Here is a 16,923-nt window from a genome sequence, read left to right as displayed (position 1 = left end):
TTTCCTGTGACCAGGCAACGTACAGACACGAGATGAAGGCCGTTAACAGGCATGGAAGTTCCTGCCATACCATTCACAACATTAAGTTCGAGATTTACCCCGAGTTTAAGAACCCACACCACTATGAATCTTACCGAATTAAAGAATACGCCGGTTTCTGAGCTGATTACTCTCGGCGAAAATATGGGGCTGGAAAACCTGGCTCGTATGCGTAAGCAGGATATTATTTTTGCCATCCTCAAGCAGCATTCGAAGAGTGGCGAAGATATCTTTGGCGACGGCGTACTGGAGATACTGCAGGATGGATTTGGATTCCTCCGCTCCGCAGACAGCTCCTACCTCGCCGGCCCTGACGACATCTACGTATCCCCCAGCCAAATCCGCCGTTTCAACCTCCGCACTGGTGACACCATTTCCGGTAAGATTCGTCCTCCGAAAGAGGGTGAACGTTACTTTGCGCTGCTGAAAGTTAACGAAGTTAACTACGACAAGCCGGAAAACGCGCGTAACAAGATCCTGTTCGAGAACTTAACGCCGCTGCACGCGAACTCTCGCCTGCGTATGGAGCGTGGTAACGGTTCTACCGAAGACTTAACCGCTCGCGTACTGGATCTGGCCTCCCCGATTGGCCGCGGCCAGCGTGGCCTCATCGTCGCGCCGCCGAAAGCCGGTAAAACCATGCTGCTGCAGAACATCGCGCAGAGCATCGCATACAACCACCCGGACTGTGTCCTGATGGTACTGCTGATCGACGAACGTCCGGAAGAAGTGACCGAGATGCAGCGTCTGGTGAAAGGTGAAGTGGTTGCTTCCACCTTTGACGAGCCGGCATCCCGTCACGTGCAGGTTGCCGAGATGGTTATTGAGAAAGCGAAACGTCTGGTTGAACACAAGAAAGACGTTATCATCCTGCTCGACTCTATTACCCGTCTGGCGCGTGCCTACAACACCGTGGTTCCGGCTTCCGGTAAAGTGTTGACCGGTGGTGTGGACGCCAACGCCCTGCACCGTCCGAAGCGTTTCTTTGGTGCGGCACGTAACGTCGAGGAGGGCGGTAGCCTGACCATCATCGCCACGGCGCTGATCGACACCGGTTCCAAAATGGACGAAGTTATCTACGAAGAGTTTAAAGGCACCGGTAACATGGAACTGCACCTCTCTCGTAAGATTGCTGAAAAACGCGTCTTCCCGGCTATCGACTACAACCGTTCCGGTACCCGTAAAGAAGAGCTGCTTACCACTCAGGAAGAGCTGCAGAAAATGTGGATCCTGCGCAAAATTATCCATCCGATGGGTGAGATTGATGCGATGGAATTCCTCATCAATAAGCTGGCAATGACCAAGACGAATGATGACTTCTTCGATATGATGAAGCGCTCGTAAGGTAAAAAAAGCCAAAAACGCCACGCCTTTGCGTGGCGTTTTCATTTTGGGGTTTGTATGATCCAGAGACAGAGAAAGCGGGACGAAAGTTGTCGTATAATGGCGCCGGATAGCAGGCGGAGACAGCTTTAACAGACTAAAATCTATACAATAAATTTGTAATGTTCTGCTTTTCCCCTTCTGGAGTTGGGGCATCATCGCTATACTTCCCGGATTAACTATGCTGAGAGCACATGCGTTGTGAATTTACTCACTGCTATTACTGAATTAATCAGTATTTTCTTATTCACGACCCTCTTTATTTTTGTCGCGCGGAAAGTGGCAAAAAAGATCGGGTTAGTGGATAAACCCAACTATCGCAAACGGCATCAGGGGTTGATTCCGTTGGTCGGTGGTATCTCAGTTTATGCAGGTATCTGTTTCACTTTCGCCATCGCCGATTATTATATTCCTCACGCCTCGCTGTATCTGGCCTGCGCGGGGGTATTGGTGCTGGTTGGCGCGCTTGACGATCGCTTCGACATCAGCGTGAAAATTCGCGCGGTCATTCAGGCCGCGATCGCCGTGATTATGATGATGGCAGGGAATCTGCATCTGAGTAGTTTGGGCTTTATTTTTGGATCGTGGGAACTGGTGCTGGGGCCCTTCGGCTTCTTCCTGACGCTGTTTGCCGTCTGGGCCGCTATCAATGCGTTCAACATGGTCGATGGTATCGACGGCCTGCTCGGCGGACTGTCATCGGTCTCTTTTGCGGCGACCGGGATTATCCTTTGGTTTGATGGTCAGTACAGCCTGGCGATGTGGTGTTTCGCGATGATCGCCGCCATTCTACCCTATATTCTTCTCAATCTTGGCGCCCTCGGCCGCCGCTATAAAGTCTTTATGGGTGACGCCGGCAGCACGATGATTGGCTTCACCATCATCTGGATCCTGCTGGAAACCACGCAAGGTAAAACGCATCCCATTAGCCCGGTGACCGCGCTGTGGATTATCGCTATCCCGCTGATGGATATGGTGGCGATTATGTATCGCCGCCTGCGCAAAGGCATGAGTCCTTTCTCACCGGACCGTCAGCATATTCATCATTTGATCATGCGCGCCGGGTTTACTTCCCGCCAGGCGTTTGTCCTGATTACCCTGGCCGCCGCCCTGCTGGCGCTGGTTGGCGTCGTGGCGGAGTACACCCGCATTGTGCCGGAATGGGTGATGTTAATTCTCTTTTTGGTAGCCTTCTTTCTTTATGGCTACTGTATTAAGCGCGCCTGGAAAGTGGCGCGCCTGGTTAAGCGCATCAGACGCAGAATTCGGCGACACAGCGGCAATAATCCGAAACTAACCAAGTAGAGCTGGGGATGTGATGACTCAACCATTACCGGGAGCACAAGCAGTGAACGTTGAGAACGAGCTGGATATTCGCGGGCTGTTTCGCGCTTTATGGGCAGGAAAAGGCTGGATAGTCGGCGGCGCCGTACTCTTCGCCGCCATCGTGCTGGTGTACACCTTCTTTGCTCGCCAGGAGTGGAGCGCCACGGCGATCACCGATCGGCCTACTGTCAATATGTTGGGGGGATACTATTCCCAACAGCAGTTCTTACGCAATCTGGACATTAAAGCCGACCTCGCCTCGGTCGACCAGCCTTCCGCCATGGATGAAGCGTATAAAGAGTTCATCATGCAGCTGGCCTCCTGGGATACCCGGCGCGATTTCTGGCTGCAAACGGACTACTACAAGCAGCGTCAGTCGGGTAATGCCCGCGCTGATGCGGCGATGCTGGATGACCTGATTAACAATATCCAGTTTATGCCAGGCGATGCGGCCAAGAGCATTAACGACAGCGTCAAACTGACCGCCGAGACCGGGCAGGATGCCAATAATCTGTTGCGTCAGTATGTGGCCTTCGCCAGCCAGCGGGCGGCAGGCCATCTTAACGACGAACTTAAAGGCGCCTGGGCGGCGCGGACGGTGCAGATGAAGGCGCAGGTGAAGCGCCAGGAAGAGGTGGCCGAGGCCATCTTCAACCGCCGGACGCACAGCGTGGAGCAGGCGCTGAAGGTGGCTCAGCAGCACAATATTTCACGTAGCGAAACGGATGTTCCTGCCGATCAGTTGCCGGATTCAGAGCTATTTTTATTGGGCAGGCCGATGCTGCAGGCCAGGCTGGAAAACCTGCAGGCCGTCGGGCCGGAATATGACCTCGATTACGACCAGAACCGCGCCATGCTGAGCACGTTGAACGTCGGTCCAACGTTAGATCCGCGTTTTCAGACTTACCGGTATTTGCGGACGCCGGAAGAACCTGTAAAACGCGATAGCCCGCGCCGTGTATTTCTGATGGTGATGTGGGGGATTGTGGGTGCGCTCATCGGCGCAGGCGTGGCGTTATCGCGTCGTCGTGTCCTGTGATTGCGGCCTGTGGTGAAGGGCAGATGACCTTCATCGCCTAATCGAAGAGAATCGATGTGAAAGTACTAACTGTATTTGGCACGAGGCCGGAAGCCATCAAGATGGCGCCTCTGGTCCATGCGCTGGCAAAGGATCCTCATTTTGAGGCGAAAGTATGCGTGACCGCGCAGCATCGGGAGATGCTCGATCAGGTGTTGAAACTTTTCTCTATTGTCCCGGACTACGATCTCAACATCATGAAGCCGGGGCAGGGGCTGACCGAGATCACCTGTCGCATCCTTGAAGGGCTGAAGCCGGTGCTGGAGTCGTTTAAACCCGACGTGGTGCTGGTGCATGGCGATACCACCACCACCATGGCGGCGAGCCTGGCGGCGTTTTACCAGCGGATACCGGTGGGTCACGTAGAGGCCGGCCTGCGCACCGGCGATTTAAGTTCGCCGTGGCCGGAAGAAGGCAACCGTACGTTGACCGGCCATCTGGCGACATACCATTTCGCCCCCACGGAAACCTCGCGGCAGAACCTGCTGCGGGAAAATATTGCCGACAGTCGGATCACGGTTACCGGGAATACGGTCATTGACGCCCTGTTCTGGGTGCGGGATCGGGTGCTGGGTGATGAAGCGCTACGGGAGACCCTGCTGCAGCGCTATCCTTTCATCAGCCACGGTAAAAAGATGATTCTGGTTACCGGCCACCGGCGGGAAAGCTTTGGGCTCGGTTTTGAACAGATCTGCCAGGCGCTGGCCGAGATAGCCCATACCCACCCTGAGGTGCAGATTGTCTATCCGGTTCACCTGAATCCTAATGTCAGCGAGCCGGTGAATCGTATTCTTGGTCATATTGACAATGTGATGTTGATTGAACCGCAGGATTACCTGCCGTTCGTCTGGCTGATGGATCGCGCCTGGCTGATCCTGACCGATTCCGGCGGCATTCAGGAAGAGGCCCCCTCGCTGGGTAAGCCGGTGCTGGTCATGCGCGATATGACCGAACGTCCGGAAGCGGTGGCCGCCGGCACCGTGTGTCTGGTGGGCACCGACAGCCAGCGCATCGTCGCGGAAGTGACGCGACTGCTGGAGGATGATGCTGCATACCAGGCGATGAGCCGCGCGCATAATCCCTATGGCGATGGCGAAGCATGTCGTCGCATTTTGTCTGCACTTAAAAATAATCAGGTAACGCTATGAGTTTTTCTACCATTTCAGTGATTGGCCTTGGCTATATCGGGCTGCCAACCGCTGCCGCGTTCGCCTCCCGGCAGAAGCGGGTGGTCGGCGTTGATGTTAATCAACATGCCGTGGAGACCATTAACCGTGGAGAGATTCATATCGTGGAGCCAGATCTGGCGAGCGTGGTGAAGACCGCGGTCGAGCAGGGGTATTTAAGCGCCACCACCACTCCGGTGGAGGCGGATGCTTACCTGATTGCCGTGCCGACGCCGTTTAAAGATCGCCACGAGCCGGATATGGTGTTTGTCGAGTCGGCCGCCAAATCCATTGCGCCGACGTTAAAGAAAGGGTCGCTGGTGATCCTCGAGTCCACCTCACCGGTCGGGTCGACCGAACAGATGGCCGAGTGGCTGGCGGAGATGCGCCCGGATCTTAGCTTCCCCCAGCAGGTGGGTGAAGCGGCGGACGTGAATATCGCCTACTGCCCGGAGCGGGTATTGCCCGGTCAGGTGATGGTCGAGCTGATTAAAAACGACCGTGTTATCGGCGGCATGTCGCCGGTCTGCTCCGCTCGCGCCAGCGAGCTGTATAAAATCTTCCTTGAAGGCGAATGCGTGGTGACCAACTCGCGCACCGCCGAGATGTGCAAGCTGACGGAAAACAGCTTCCGCGACGTCAACATCGCTTTTGCCAACGAACTGTCGCTGATTTGCGCCGACCAGGGGATTAACGTCTGGGAGCTGATCCGCCTGGCGAACCGCCATCCGCGCGTCAATATCCTGCAGCCGGGCCCGGGTGTTGGCGGCCACTGTATCGCCGTCGACCCATGGTTTATCGTGGCGCAAAACCCGCAGCAGGCGCGTCTGATCCGCACCGCTCGCGAGGTCAACGACCACAAGCCGGAATGGGTTATCGAACAGGTGAAAGCGCAGGTGGCGGACTGCCTGAATGCCACCAACAAGCGGGCCAGCGAACTGACGATCGCCTGTTTTGGCCTCGCTTTTAAACCGAATATTGACGACCTGCGCGAAAGTCCGGCGATGGAAATTGCCGCGCAGATTGCCCGCTGGCACAGCGGCACGACCCAGGTGGTTGAGCCCAACATTCACGCGCTGCCGAAGAAACTCGATGGACTGTGTACGCTGGCGACCCTTGAGGCGGCGCTGGCCAGCGCCGAGGTGCTGGTGATGTTGGTCGATCATAACCAATTTAAAGCCGTTAGCGGCGATAGCGTCACCCAGGCGTTTATCGTCGACACCAAAGGAGTGTGGCGGTGAGAACCATTCTGGTCACCGGCGGCGCGGGCTTCATTGGTTCGGCGGTAGTGCGGGAGATTATCCAGCACACCGCCGATCGCGTGGTGGTGGTGGATAAACTGACCTACGCCGGCAATTTAATGTCGCTGGCGCCGGTGGCGCAGGATGCGCGTTTCGCCTTTGAACAGGTGGATATCTGCGACCGCGCCGAGCTGGATCGCATTTTTCGTCAGCATCAACCGGATACGGTGATGCACCTGGCGGCGGAAAGCCATGTCGATCGTTCGATTGACGGCCCGGCGGCGTTTATCGAGACCAATATCGTGGGCACCTATACGCTGCTGGAGGCGGCCCGTAGCTGGTGGAATACCCTGGCTACGGCGCAAAAATCGGCGTTTCGCTTCCATCACATCTCCACCGATGAAGTGTATGGCGATCTGCACGGCAGCGATGATTTCTTTACCGAGACCACGCCCTATGCGCCAAGCAGCCCCTATTCGGCTTCGAAAGCCAGCAGCGACCACCTGGTGCGCGCCTGGCTGCGAACCTATGGCCTGCCGACGCTTATCACCAACTGCTCAAATAACTACGGCCCGTATCACTTTCCCGAGAAGCTGATCCCGCTGACGATCCTTAACGCGCTGGCGGGCAAGCCACTGCCGGTGTATGGCAATGGACAACAGATCCGCGACTGGCTGTACGTGGAAGATCACGCCAGAGCGCTGTATCTGGTGGCGACCCGCGGCGAACCGGGCGAAACTTACAATATCGGCGGTCATAACGAACGTAAAAATATCGAGGTGGTGGAAACCATTTGTCAGCTGCTGGAAGAGCTGGCGCCGGATAAGCCGCAGGGCGTGGCGCACTATCGCGATCTGATCGCCTTCGTTGCCGATCGTCCGGGCCACGATCTGCGCTATGCCATTGATGCCTCGAAGATTGCCCGCGAGCTGGGCTGGACGCCGGCAGAGACTTTCACCTCCGGTATGCATAAGACCGTGGCGTGGTATCTGGCGAACGAGGCCTGGTGGCGTCAGGTTCAGGACGGAAGCTATCAGGGCGAGCGTCTTGGGCTGCAAAGCTAATCATCTCTGGGGGGAATGATGAAAGGTATTATTCTGGCGGGCGGTTCCGGAACGCGGCTACATCCCATCACCCGCGGCGTATCGAAGCAGCTGTTGCCGATCTACGATAAGCCGATGATCTACTACCCGCTGTCGGTATTAATGCTGGCCGGGATCCGTGAGATCCTGATTATCACCACGCCGGAAGACCTACGTGATTTCCAGCGCCTGCTCGGCGATGGCTCAGAGTTTGGCATTGCGCTGCACTATGCCGTACAGCCGACGCCGGATGGTTTAGCCCAGGCGTTTATCATCGGTGAAGCCTTTCTTAACGGCGAACCGGCGTGTCTGGTGTTAGGCGACAATATCTTCTTCGGCCAAAGCTTTAGCCCGAAGCTGCGCAGTGTCGCTGCCCGCACGGAAGGGGCGACGATTTTTGGCTATCAGGTGATGGATCCTGAGCGCTTTGGCGTGGTGGAGTTTGATGATAACTTCCGTGCGCTATCGCTGGAAGAGAAGCCGAAGCAGCCGAAGTCGAACTGGGCGGTCACCGGTCTCTATTTCTACGATGGCAAGGTGACGGAGTATGCCAAACGGGTCAAACCATCCGAGCGCGGCGAGCTGGAAATCACCTCCATCAACCAGATGTATCTGGAGGATGGCGCATTGACCGTCGAACTGCTTGGACGCGGCTTTGCCTGGCTGGACACCGGCACCCACGATAGCCTGATCGAGGCCAGCATGTTCGTGCAGACCGTCGAGAAGCGCCAGGGCTTTAAAATCGCCTGTCTGGAAGAGATCGGCTGGCGTAACGGCTGGCTGGACGACGACGGCGTCAAACGTGCGGCGAAGCGGCTGGAAAAAACCGGCTACGGCCAATATCTGCTGGATCTGCTCCGTGCCCGTCCGCGCCAGTATTGACCCCCTGGAGTGGGAGAACCGCTTCTTTGCCGTGAACAGCGCGATCGTGCGCTTTGACGAGCACGCGCCGCGGCTGACGCCTGAGGCGCTGGCGGGGTGGTCGCGAGTGCAGGCGAAGATCGCCGCCAGCGACACCGTCCGGCTGGACGCGCTGCAGCGGCTGGGTTTTCAGCTGGTGGAAGGTGAGGTCGATCTGGCGCTGCCGGTGGGCAGCCCTGCAGATGCCGGCGCAGACGTCGCCGTGGAAGCGGATATTGCGCCGCTGCGCGAGCAGGCGGCGCAGGCATTTGCCATGAGCCGCTTTCGCGCGCCCTGGTACGCTGCCGACGCCAGCGGCCGCTTCTATGCCCAGTGGATTGAAAATGCGGTGCGCGGCACTTTCGATCATCAGTGCCTGATTTACCGCCATCCTGAGGGCGATATTCGCGCCTTTGTCTCCCTGCGGCAGATCACTGCGACCGAAGCGCGTATCGGCCTGCTGGCCGGACGCGGCGCCGGGGCGCAGTTGATGCAGGCGGCGCGGTACTGGGCCGCCTCGCGCGGACTTTCTACACTGCGGGTGGCGACCCAGATGGGCAACACCGCCGCGCTTAAACGTTATATTCTCAGCGGTGCTAACGTGGAAAGCACCGCCTACTGGCTATACAGGTGACCCCCATGATCCCATTTAACGCGCCGCCGGTGGTTGGAACCGAGCTTGATTACATGCAGTCTGCGATGAACAGCGGCAAGCTGTGCGGCGACGGCGGCTTTACGCGCCGCTGCCAGCAGTGGATGGAGCAGCGATTTGGCACGGCAAAAGCGCTACTGACCCCTTCCTGCACGGCTTCGCTGGAGATGGCCGCGCTGCTGCTGGATATCCAGCCGGGCGACGAAGTGATTATGCCCAGCTATACCTTTGTCTCCACCGCCAACGCCTTTGTGCTGCGCGGGGCGAAAATCGTCTTCGTTGATATCCGTCGCGATACGATGAATATCGACGAAACGCTCATCGAAGCCGCCATCACCGATAAAACCCGGGCGATTGTCCCGGTGCATTATGCCGGCGTAGCCTGCGAGATGGACACCATCATGGCCATCGCCGACAAATACAACCTGTTTGTGGTGGAAGACGCCGCACAGGGGGTGATGTCCACCTACAAGGGGCGCGCGCTGGGCACCATCGGCCATATCGGCTGCTTCAGCTTCCATGAAACCAAAAACTACACCGCCGGCGGTGAGGGCGGGGCGACGCTGATCAACGATCGCACGCTGGTGGAACGCGCGGAGATTATTCGCGAAAAAGGCACCAACCGCAGCCAGTTCTTTCGCGGCCTGGTGGATAAATATACCTGGCGGGACATTGGCTCCAGCTATCTGATGTCCGACCTGCAGGCCGCCTATCTGTGGGCGCAGCTGGAAGCGGCGGAGCGCATCAACCAGCAGCGCCTGGCCCTGTGGCAGAACTACTATGATGCGCTGCTGCCGCTGGCGCGCGCCGGGCGTATCGAACTGCCGACGGTTCCGGCCGACTGCGGGCAAAACGCGCACATGTTCTACATTAAGCTGCGTGATATCGAGGATCGCAGCAGACTGATCGCCTGGCTGAAAGAGGCGGAGATCCTCGCGGTATTCCATTACATTCCCCTGCACAGCTGCCCGGCAGGCGAACAGTTCGGCGAATTCCGCGGTGAAGACCGCTACACCACTCAGGAGAGCGAGCGTCTGGTACGCCTGCCGCTGTTTTACAATCTGTCTGTGGTGAACCAGCGGACGGTGATTAACTCGCTGCTGAGCTACTTCTCCTGATATGTCGTTAGCAAAAGCCTCACTGTGGACGGCGGCATCGACGCTGGTCAAAATCGGCGCCGGTCTGTTGGTCGTCAAGCTGCTGGCCGTCTCGTTTGGGCCGGCGGGCGTTGGCCAGGCCGGTAACTTCCGGCAACTGGTCACCGTACTCGGCGTGCTGGCCGGGGCCGGGATATTTAATGGCGTCACGAAGCTGGTGGCGCAGCATCACGACGATCCCCCGCGCCTGAAGCAGGTGGTGGGCACCTCGTCGGCGATGGTGCTTGGCTTTTCCACCCTGCTGGCGCTGGTATTTTTACTGGCGGCGGCGCCGATAAGCCAGGGGCTGTTCGGCCATACGCACTATCAGGGGCTGGTACGCCTGGTGGCGCTGGTGCAGATGGGGATCGCCTGGGCGAATTTCCTGCTGGCGCTGATGAAAGGCTTTCGCGATGCGGCGGGTAACGCCTTCTCGCTGATTGCCGGGAGCCTGATCGGCGTGGCGGCTTACTATGCCTGTTACGTGCTGGGCGGCTATCAGGGCGCGCTGCTGGGGCTGGCGTTAGTTCCAGCGCTGGTGGTGGTCCCGGCGGGTATTATGCTCTGGCGGCGGGGTAATATCCCGCTGAGCGCCCTGCGTCCGCGCTGGGATAACGGTCTGGCGGGACAGCTATCGAAATTTACCCTGATGGCGCTGATAACCTCAGTGACCCTGCCGGTAGCCTATGTGATGATGCGTAATCTGCTGGCGGCGCATTATGGCTGGGAGGCGGTCGGGATCTGGCAGGGGGTGAGCAGCATCTCCGATGCCTACCTGCAGTTTATTACCGCCTCGTTTAGCGTCTATCTGCTGCCGACGCTGTCGCGGCTGAGCGCCAAAACGGATATCACCCGCGAGATTGGCAAGTCGCTGAAATTCGTCCTGCCGGCAGTAGCGGCGGCGAGCCTGACGGTCTGGCTGCTGCGCGATTTTGCCATCTGGCTGCTGTTTTCCGATCGCTTTACCGCGATGCGCGACCTGTTCGCCTGGCAGTTGGTGGGCGATGTTTTAAAAGTTGGCGCTTACGTCTACGGCTATCTGGTGATCGCCAAAGCGTCGCTGCGTTTTTATATTCTGACGGAAATCAGCCAGTTCGCACTGCTGACCGCATTCTCACACTGGCTTATACCGGCGCACGGCGCGGTTGGCGCGGCGCAGGCATATATGGCCACTTATATTGTTTATTTCGCCCTTTGTAGTGGCGTGTTTTTACTCTGGCGTAAACGGGCATGACAGCACTGATACATGTACTGGGATCGGATATCCCGCATCATAACCAGACCGTACTGCGGTTCTTTAACGACGAACTGGCCGCCGACCCGCAGGCCAGGAGATTTATGATCGTCGGTGATGAGGCCAGCGTGCGTGATGGGTATCCGGCGCTGGATGTCACCTGTTATCCGGGGAAAAAGGCGCTGGCGCAGGCAGTGATTGCTACCGCGAAAGCCAACCGCCAGCAGCGCTTTTTCTTCCACGGCCAGTTCAATACCGGGCTGTGGCTGGCGCTGTTGAGCGGCGGCATCCGCCCGTCGCAGTTTAACTGGCATATCTGGGGGGCGGATCTGTATGAAAATTCTGCCAGCCTGAAGTTTCGCCTGTTCTATCCGCTGCGCCGTATGGCGCAGGGGCGGGTAGGGCGCGTTTTCGCCACCCGCGGCGATCTCAGCTGGTTCGCTAACCGCCATCCGCGCGTCCCGGGGGAGCTGCTCTACTTCCCGACCCGTATGGATCCGGCGCTGAATACCCTGGCCGATAACGCTCCGCGCGGTGATACCCTGACTATTCTGGTCGGCAACTCCGGGGATCGCAGCAATGAACATATTGCCGCGCTGAAGGCAATCCATCAGCAGTTTGGCGATACGGTAAACGTCATCGTGCCGATGGGCTATCCAGCGAATAACGACGCCTATATCAATGAGGTTCGCGAGGCGGGGGCGGCGCTGTTTAGCGGTGAGCATCTGCAGATCCTCAGCGAGAAGCTGGAGTTTCATGATTATCTGGCGCTGCTGCGCCGCTGCGATCTGGGCTATTTTCTGTTTGCCCGCCAGCAGGGGATCGGCACCCTGTGTCTGCTGATTCAGGCGGGCATCCCCTGCGTGCTCAATCGGGAAAACCCGTTCTGGCAGGATATGGCCGAGCAGCATGTGCCGGTGCTGTTCACCAGCGACGCACTGGACGTCAGCGTGGTGCGCGAAGCGCAGCGTCAGCTGGCGAGCGTGGATAAATCCGCTATCGCCTTCTTCCGGCCGAACTATCTGACGGGCTGGCGGCGGGCGCTACGGTTAGCGGCGGAGGGGCAGGCATGACGTTAATGCAATTTAGCGGGCTGCTGGTGGTCTGGCTGCTGTCGACGCTGTTCATCGCCACCGCCACCTGGTTTGAGTTCCGTCGGGTACGCTTTAACTTCAACGTTTTTTTCTCGTTGCTGTTTCTGCTGACCTTTTTCTTCGGCTTCCCGCTGACCAGTATTCTGGTGTTCCGCTTTGACGTCAGCGTGGCGCCGCCGGAGATTTTGCTGCAGACGCTGCTGATCGCGGTGTGCTTCTACGCAGTCTACTACGTGACCTATAAAACGCGGCTGCGTTCGGCATCGCGTGAGGTTGCGCATCGCCCGCTGTTTACCATGAACCGGGTGGAAACCCATCTGGCGTGGGGCATTTTGATGGGGCTGGCGCTGCTGTGCGTCGGCATCTTCTTCGCCCACAACGGTTTCCTGCTGTTTAAGCTCAACTCCTACAGCCAGATTTTCTCTGCTGAAGTGTCCGGCGTGGCGTTGAAGCGCTTCTTTTACTTCTTTATTCCGGCGATGCTGGTGGTCTATTTTCTGCGCCAGGATTATAAGGCGTGGATCTTCTTCCTCGTCAGCACGGTGGCCTTTGGTTTGCTGACCTACGCCATCGTCGGCGGGACGCGCGCCAATATTATCATCGCCTTCGCCATCTTTCTGTTCATCGGTATTATTCGCGGCTGGATCAGCCTGTGGATGCTGGCGGCGGCGGGTGTGCTGGGTATTGTCGGCATGTTCTGGCTGGCGCTGAAGCGCTACGGGATGAACGTCAGCGGAGACGAAGCGTTTTATACCTTTCTGTATCTCACGCGCGACACCTTCTCACCGTGGGAGAACCTGGCGCTGCTGCTGCAGAACTACGACAAGATCGATTTCCAGGGGCTGGCGCCGATGATCCGCGATTTCTACGTCTTTATCCCCAGCTGGATGTGGCACGGTCGCCCGACGATGGTGCTCAATACCGCCAACTACTTTACCTGGGAAGTATTAAACAACCATTCGGGGCTGGCGATTTCGCCGACGCTGATTGGCTCGCTGGTGGTGATGGGCGGCGTCTGGTTCGTACCGCTGGGCGCCGTGGCGGTAGGGTTGATTATTAAATGGTTCGACTGGCTGTATGAGCTGGGCAACCGGGAGAGCAATCGCTATAAAGCGGCTATCCTGCACAGTTTCTGTTTCGGCGCTATCTTCAACATGATAGTGCTGGCGCGCGAGGGGCTGGATTCGTTCGGCTCCCGCGTGGTGTTTTTCCTCGTGATCTTTGGTATCTGCTTGCTGGCGGCGAAACTGCTGTACTGGTTCCTGGATAGCGTGGGACTGATTCATAAGCGCGTAAAACCGCTTTCGCAACCGCAAGTCTGAGAAGGATGGACATGACTGGGACCATTTCCGCGCCGTTGTACCTGTTAAGAGGGCTGCAGCTTATAGGCTGGCGCGATATGCCGCACGCTCTGGATTATTTGTTTGCCGATGGCGTTCTCCGCGAGGGGACGCTGGTGGCCATTAATGCTGAGAAAATGCTGGCCGTAGAGGATAACCCGGAGGTACGGGCGCTGATTGAGGCGGCGGAGTTTAAATATGCCGATGGCATCAGCGTGGTGCGTTCGCTGCGCAAAAAATACCCGCAGGCCCAGGTATCCCGCGTCGCCGGGGCCGATCTCTGGGAAGCGTTAATGCAGCGCGCCGGCGCTGAAGGGACACCGGTGTTTTTGGTTGGTGGTAAACCTGAGGTCCTGGCGCAGACAGAATCCAGGCTGCGTCAGCGCTGGCAGGTGAACATCGTCGGCAGCCAGGACGGTTATTTCACCCCTGAGCAACGCCAGGCATTGTTCGAACGCATTCGCGACAGCGGGGCGAAAATCGTCACCGTCGCGATGGGGTCGCCGCGCCAGGAGATCTTTATGCGCGACTGCCGGCGCCTGTATCCGCACGCGCTGTATATGGGCGTCGGCGGCACTTACGATGTTTTTACCGGGCACGTCCATCGGGCGCCGAAGTTCTGGCAGGATCTGGGGCTGGAGTGGTTCTATCGCCTGCTTTTGCAGCCGAGCCGTATCAAAAGACAGTTCCGTCTGCTGCGCTATTTACGTTGGCATTATTCCGGTAAGCTCTGATATTCCACTGCAACCAGGCGAGTTTGCATACATATTCTGTGTAATCTCTTCACTCGCCTGATACTTTATTTGCCATTTCCGCAAAATTAATTAACCATTCGCAGGCTTCATACGCGCCGGGGAGACCTGCGCGTCGGCAAGGCTATGGTTTCAGTTAATAACAATAACCGGGAGTACCCGGAATACGGCAAACACAAGAGGATATATGACTGAGAAAAAAGCGGAGCTCCAGCGTGGACTGGAGGCCCGGCATATTGAACTGATCGCCCTTGGCGGGACGATTGGCGTGGGGTTGTTTATGGGGGCGGCCAGTACCTTGAAATGGGCTGGGCCTTCCGTGCTGCTGGCGTACATTATCGCTGGCCTGTTCGTCTTTTTCATTATGCGCTCAATGGGCGAAATGCTGTTCCTTGAGCCTGTCACAGGCTCCTTCGCGGTGTATGCGCATCGCTATATGAGCCCCTTCTTCGGCTATCTGACCGCGTGGTCCTACTGGTTTATGTGGATGGCGGTGGGGATCTCGGAGATTACCGCCATCGGGGTCTATGTGCAGTTCTGGTTCCCGGAGATGGCGCAGTGGATCCCGGCGTTGATTGCCGTGGGGCTGGTGGCGTTGGCTAACCTCGCGGCGGTCCGGCTATACGGTGAAATCGAGTTCTGGTTCGCCATGATAAAAGTGACCACCATTATCGTGATGATCGTCGTGGGTCTGGGCGTCATTTTCTTCGGCTTTGGCAACGGCGGCCACTCCATCGGTTTTGGTAATCTCACCGAACATGGTGGTTTCTTTGCCGGCGGCTGGAAGGGCTTCCTGACGGCGCTGTGTATCGTGGTCGCGTCCTATCAGGGGGTGGAGCTCATCGGCATTACCGCAGGTGAAGCGAAAAACCCGCAGGTGACGCTGCGCAGCGCGGTGGGCAAAGTGCTGTGGCGGATCCTGATTTTCTACGTCGGCGCGATTTTTGTTATCGTCACTATCTTCCCGTGGGATCAAATCGGCTCCAACGGCAGCCCGTTCGTACTGACATTTGCCAAAATCGGTATTACCGCGGCGGCGGGAATTATCAACTTCGTGGTGCTGACGGCAGCGCTTTCCGGCTGCAACAGCGGAATGTACAGCTGCGGACGTATGCTGTACGCCCTGGCGAAGAACCGTCAGCTGCCGGCGGCGATCGGTAAGGTATCGCGCAACGGCGTTCCGTCCGTCGGTGTGGCGCTGTCGATTCTGATCCTGCTGGTGGGCTCCTGCCTGAATTACATTATTCCTAATCCGCAGCGGGTGTTCGTCTATGTCTATAGCGCCAGCGTCCTGCCGGGGATGGTGCCCTGGTTTGTGATCCTGATTAGTCAGCTGCGTTTCCGTCGCGTGCATCAGGCGGCGATTGCCAGCCATCCGTTCCGTTCGCTGCTGTTTCCGTGGGCCAACTATTTCACGATGGCCTTCCTGATCTGCGTGCTGGTCGGGATGGGACTGAATGATGAAACCCGGATGTCGCTCTTCGTCGGCATTATTTTTCTGGCCGCCGTCACCCTGATTTATAAGGTGTTTGGCCTCGGAAGACAGGGGCAAGTCAATAATACGGCTGAATAACCGTCAAAACGAACAAAGCATGAGCAAACGATAATTTTCTTTAAAAAGGCACTAGACAGCGGGGTAGGAAGTCCGTATTATCCGACCCCGCAACGGCGCTAAGCGCCCGTAGCTCAGCTGGATAGAGCGCTGCCCTCCGGAGGCAGAGGTCTCAGGTTCGAATCCTGTCGGGCGCACCATTAACCCGGTGCTGGAGCTGCGGTGGTTTTAATACCGCGTAAAGGTTTGCAGTGGTGGCTATAGCTCAGTTGGTAGAGCCCTGGATTGTGATTCCAGTTGTCGTGGGTTCGAATCCCATTAGCCACCCCATTATTTGATAGAGTTGTGAATTTGCGAAGGTGGCGGAATTGGTAGACGCGCTAGCTTCAGGTGTTAGTGTTCTTACGGACGTGGGGGTTCAAGTCCCCCCCCTCGCACCACGACTTTAACGAATTGAACTAAAAATTCAAAAAGCAGTATTTCGGCGAGTAGCGCAGCTTGGTAGCGCAACTGGTTTGGGACCAGTGGGTCGGAGGTTCGAATCCTCTCTCGCCGACCAATTTTGAACCCCGCTTCGGCGGGGTTTTTTGTTTTCTGCTACCGTCCGCCATCTCTTATTTCTCTGATCTTGCTGATAAAAAATCTTCTCTTTGCTTAAGAATACGCGTCAGGAAAACTCTCAATTCATCACTGTGGTAGATGCAATTTCCCCGGATCCTGTGCGATAATAACCGGGTAGATGCTCATTCCATCTCTTATGTTCGCCTTCGTGCCTCATAAACTCCGGAATGATGCAGAGCCGTTCTTACGGTGCTTATCGTCCACTGACAGATGTCGCATTTATGCCTCATCAAACACCATGGACATTACGTTGAGTGAAGCACCCAATTTGTTGTCAAACAGACCTGTTTTAACGCCTGCCCTGATTTCAGCGCAGGCGTTTTTTTC

General features: G+C 57.2%; 14 protein-coding genes and 4 tRNA genes. All 18 read left to right on the top strand.

Going from position 1 to position 16,923, the window contains the following annotated elements:
* Positions 1–123 precede the first annotated feature (123 nt).
* The 18 genes from rho (at position 124) to KHQ26_RS07990 (ending at position 16,534) form a co-directional block, all read left to right on the top strand.
* A complete protein-coding gene (gene rho / locus KHQ26_RS08075; protein ID WP_002883293.1) occupies positions 124–1,383 on the top strand; it encodes a transcription termination factor Rho in 1,260 nt (419 codons plus the stop codon).
* Between the two features lie 240 nt (positions 1,384–1,623).
* Positions 1,624–2,727, top strand: coding sequence for a UDP-N-acetylglucosamine--undecaprenyl-phosphate N-acetylglucosaminephosphotransferase (gene wecA / locus KHQ26_RS08070; protein ID WP_002883295.1), 1,104 nt, complete (start codon positions 1,624–1,626; stop codon positions 2,725–2,727).
* A 13-nt stretch (positions 2,728–2,740) separates the two neighbouring features.
* On the top strand, positions 2,741–3,787 hold the full coding sequence (gene wzzE, locus KHQ26_RS08065) for an ECA polysaccharide chain length modulation protein (protein ID WP_002883296.1): 1,047 nt from the start codon (positions 2,741–2,743) through the stop codon (positions 3,785–3,787).
* A 56-nt stretch (positions 3,788–3,843) separates the two neighbouring features.
* Entirely contained in the window at positions 3,844–4,974 is a 1,131-nt protein-coding gene (gene wecB / locus KHQ26_RS08060) for a non-hydrolyzing UDP-N-acetylglucosamine 2-epimerase (RefSeq protein WP_002883297.1), read from the top strand.
* Positions 4,971–6,233: a UDP-N-acetyl-D-mannosamine dehydrogenase gene (gene wecC, locus KHQ26_RS08055; protein ID WP_020804046.1), complete on the top strand. Its 1,263-nt coding sequence runs from the start codon at positions 4,971–4,973 to the stop codon at positions 6,231–6,233. Before wecB ends, wecC begins: the two co-directional genes overlap by 4 nt.
* A complete protein-coding gene (rffG, locus tag KHQ26_RS08050; protein ID WP_019704851.1) occupies positions 6,230–7,297 on the top strand; it encodes a dTDP-glucose 4,6-dehydratase in 1,068 nt (355 codons plus the stop codon). Before wecC ends, rffG begins: the two co-directional genes overlap by 4 nt.
* Before the next feature lie 18 nt (positions 7,298–7,315).
* Positions 7,316–8,197, top strand: a complete 882-nt coding sequence (gene rfbA, locus KHQ26_RS08045; RefSeq protein ID WP_019704852.1) for a glucose-1-phosphate thymidylyltransferase RfbA — start codon at positions 7,316–7,318, stop codon at positions 8,195–8,197.
* Positions 8,175–8,849, top strand: coding sequence for a dTDP-4-amino-4,6-dideoxy-D-galactose acyltransferase (gene rffC, locus KHQ26_RS08040; protein ID WP_004146507.1), 675 nt, complete (start codon positions 8,175–8,177; stop codon positions 8,847–8,849). The genes rfbA and rffC overlap by 23 nt, the downstream gene beginning before the upstream one ends.
* A gap of 5 nt (positions 8,850–8,854) precedes the next feature.
* Entirely contained in the window at positions 8,855–9,985 is a 1,131-nt protein-coding gene (rffA, locus tag KHQ26_RS08035; protein ID WP_002883310.1) for a dTDP-4-amino-4,6-dideoxygalactose transaminase, read from the top strand.
* Between the two features lies 1 nt (position 9,986).
* Positions 9,987–11,237, top strand: coding sequence for a lipid III flippase WzxE (gene wzxE, locus KHQ26_RS08030; protein WP_004177945.1), 1,251 nt, complete (start codon positions 9,987–9,989; stop codon positions 11,235–11,237).
* A complete protein-coding gene (locus KHQ26_RS08025; protein WP_004177944.1) occupies positions 11,234–12,310 on the top strand; it encodes a TDP-N-acetylfucosamine:lipid II N-acetylfucosaminyltransferase in 1,077 nt (358 codons plus the stop codon). Before wzxE ends, KHQ26_RS08025 begins: the two co-directional genes overlap by 4 nt.
* Complete coding sequence (gene wzyE, locus KHQ26_RS08020; RefSeq protein WP_004146500.1) at positions 12,307–13,653, top strand: ECA oligosaccharide polymerase; 1,347 nt, start codon at positions 12,307–12,309, stop codon at positions 13,651–13,653. The genes KHQ26_RS08025 and wzyE overlap by 4 nt, the downstream gene beginning before the upstream one ends.
* 11 nt (positions 13,654–13,664) lie before the next feature.
* Positions 13,665–14,405, top strand: a complete 741-nt coding sequence (gene wecG / locus KHQ26_RS08015) for a lipopolysaccharide N-acetylmannosaminouronosyltransferase (protein WP_004186366.1) — start codon at positions 13,665–13,667, stop codon at positions 14,403–14,405.
* A 205-nt stretch (positions 14,406–14,610) separates the two neighbouring features.
* Entirely contained in the window at positions 14,611–15,996 is a 1,386-nt protein-coding gene (gene thrP, locus KHQ26_RS08010) for a bifunctional threonine/serine APC transporter ThrP (protein WP_002883322.1), read from the top strand.
* Between the two features lie 102 nt (positions 15,997–16,098).
* Positions 16,099–16,175, top strand: a tRNA-Arg gene (locus KHQ26_RS08005).
* A 54-nt stretch (positions 16,176–16,229) separates the two neighbouring features.
* Positions 16,230–16,305 (top strand) — tRNA-His (locus KHQ26_RS08000).
* Positions 16,306–16,328: 23 nt separating this feature from the next.
* Positions 16,329–16,415, top strand: a tRNA-Leu gene (locus KHQ26_RS07995).
* 42 nt (positions 16,416–16,457) lie between these two features.
* Positions 16,458–16,534, top strand: a tRNA-Pro gene (locus KHQ26_RS07990).
* Positions 16,535–16,923: the final 389 nt, after the last annotated feature.

The sequence above is a fragment of the Klebsiella sp. 10 genome (genome assembly GCF_018223925.1).
GTDB classification, from domain to species: Bacteria; Pseudomonadota; Gammaproteobacteria; order Enterobacterales; family Enterobacteriaceae; genus Klebsiella; species Klebsiella pneumoniae.
Note: the sequence above shows the minus strand (reverse complement) of the source record. Positions and strands in the feature narration are given on the sequence as shown.

Bases quoted from the DNA above. Each gene is read 5' to 3' on its own strand.
- rho (WP_002883293.1), top strand. From the start codon at position 124: ATGAATCTTACCGAATTAAAGAATACGCCGGTTTCTGAGCTGATTACT.
- wzzE (WP_002883296.1), top strand. From the start codon at position 2,741: ATGACTCAACCATTACCGGGAGCACAAGCAGTGAACGTTGAGAACGAG.
- wecC (WP_020804046.1), top strand. From the start codon at position 4,971: ATGAGTTTTTCTACCATTTCAGTGATTGGCCTTGGCTATATCGGGCTG.
- rfbA (WP_019704852.1), top strand. From the start codon at position 7,316: ATGAAAGGTATTATTCTGGCGGGCGGTTCCGGAACGCGGCTACATCCC.
- rffA (WP_002883310.1), top strand. From the start codon at position 8,855: ATGATCCCATTTAACGCGCCGCCGGTGGTTGGAACCGAGCTTGATTAC.
- wzxE (WP_004177945.1), top strand. From the start codon at position 9,987: ATGTCGTTAGCAAAAGCCTCACTGTGGACGGCGGCATCGACGCTGGTC.
- KHQ26_RS08025 (WP_004177944.1), top strand. From the start codon at position 11,234: ATGACAGCACTGATACATGTACTGGGATCGGATATCCCGCATCATAAC.
- wzyE (WP_004146500.1), top strand. From the start codon at position 12,307: ATGACGTTAATGCAATTTAGCGGGCTGCTGGTGGTCTGGCTGCTGTCG.
- wecG (WP_004186366.1), top strand. From the start codon at position 13,665: ATGACTGGGACCATTTCCGCGCCGTTGTACCTGTTAAGAGGGCTGCAG.
- thrP (WP_002883322.1), top strand. From the start codon at position 14,611: ATGACTGAGAAAAAAGCGGAGCTCCAGCGTGGACTGGAGGCCCGGCAT.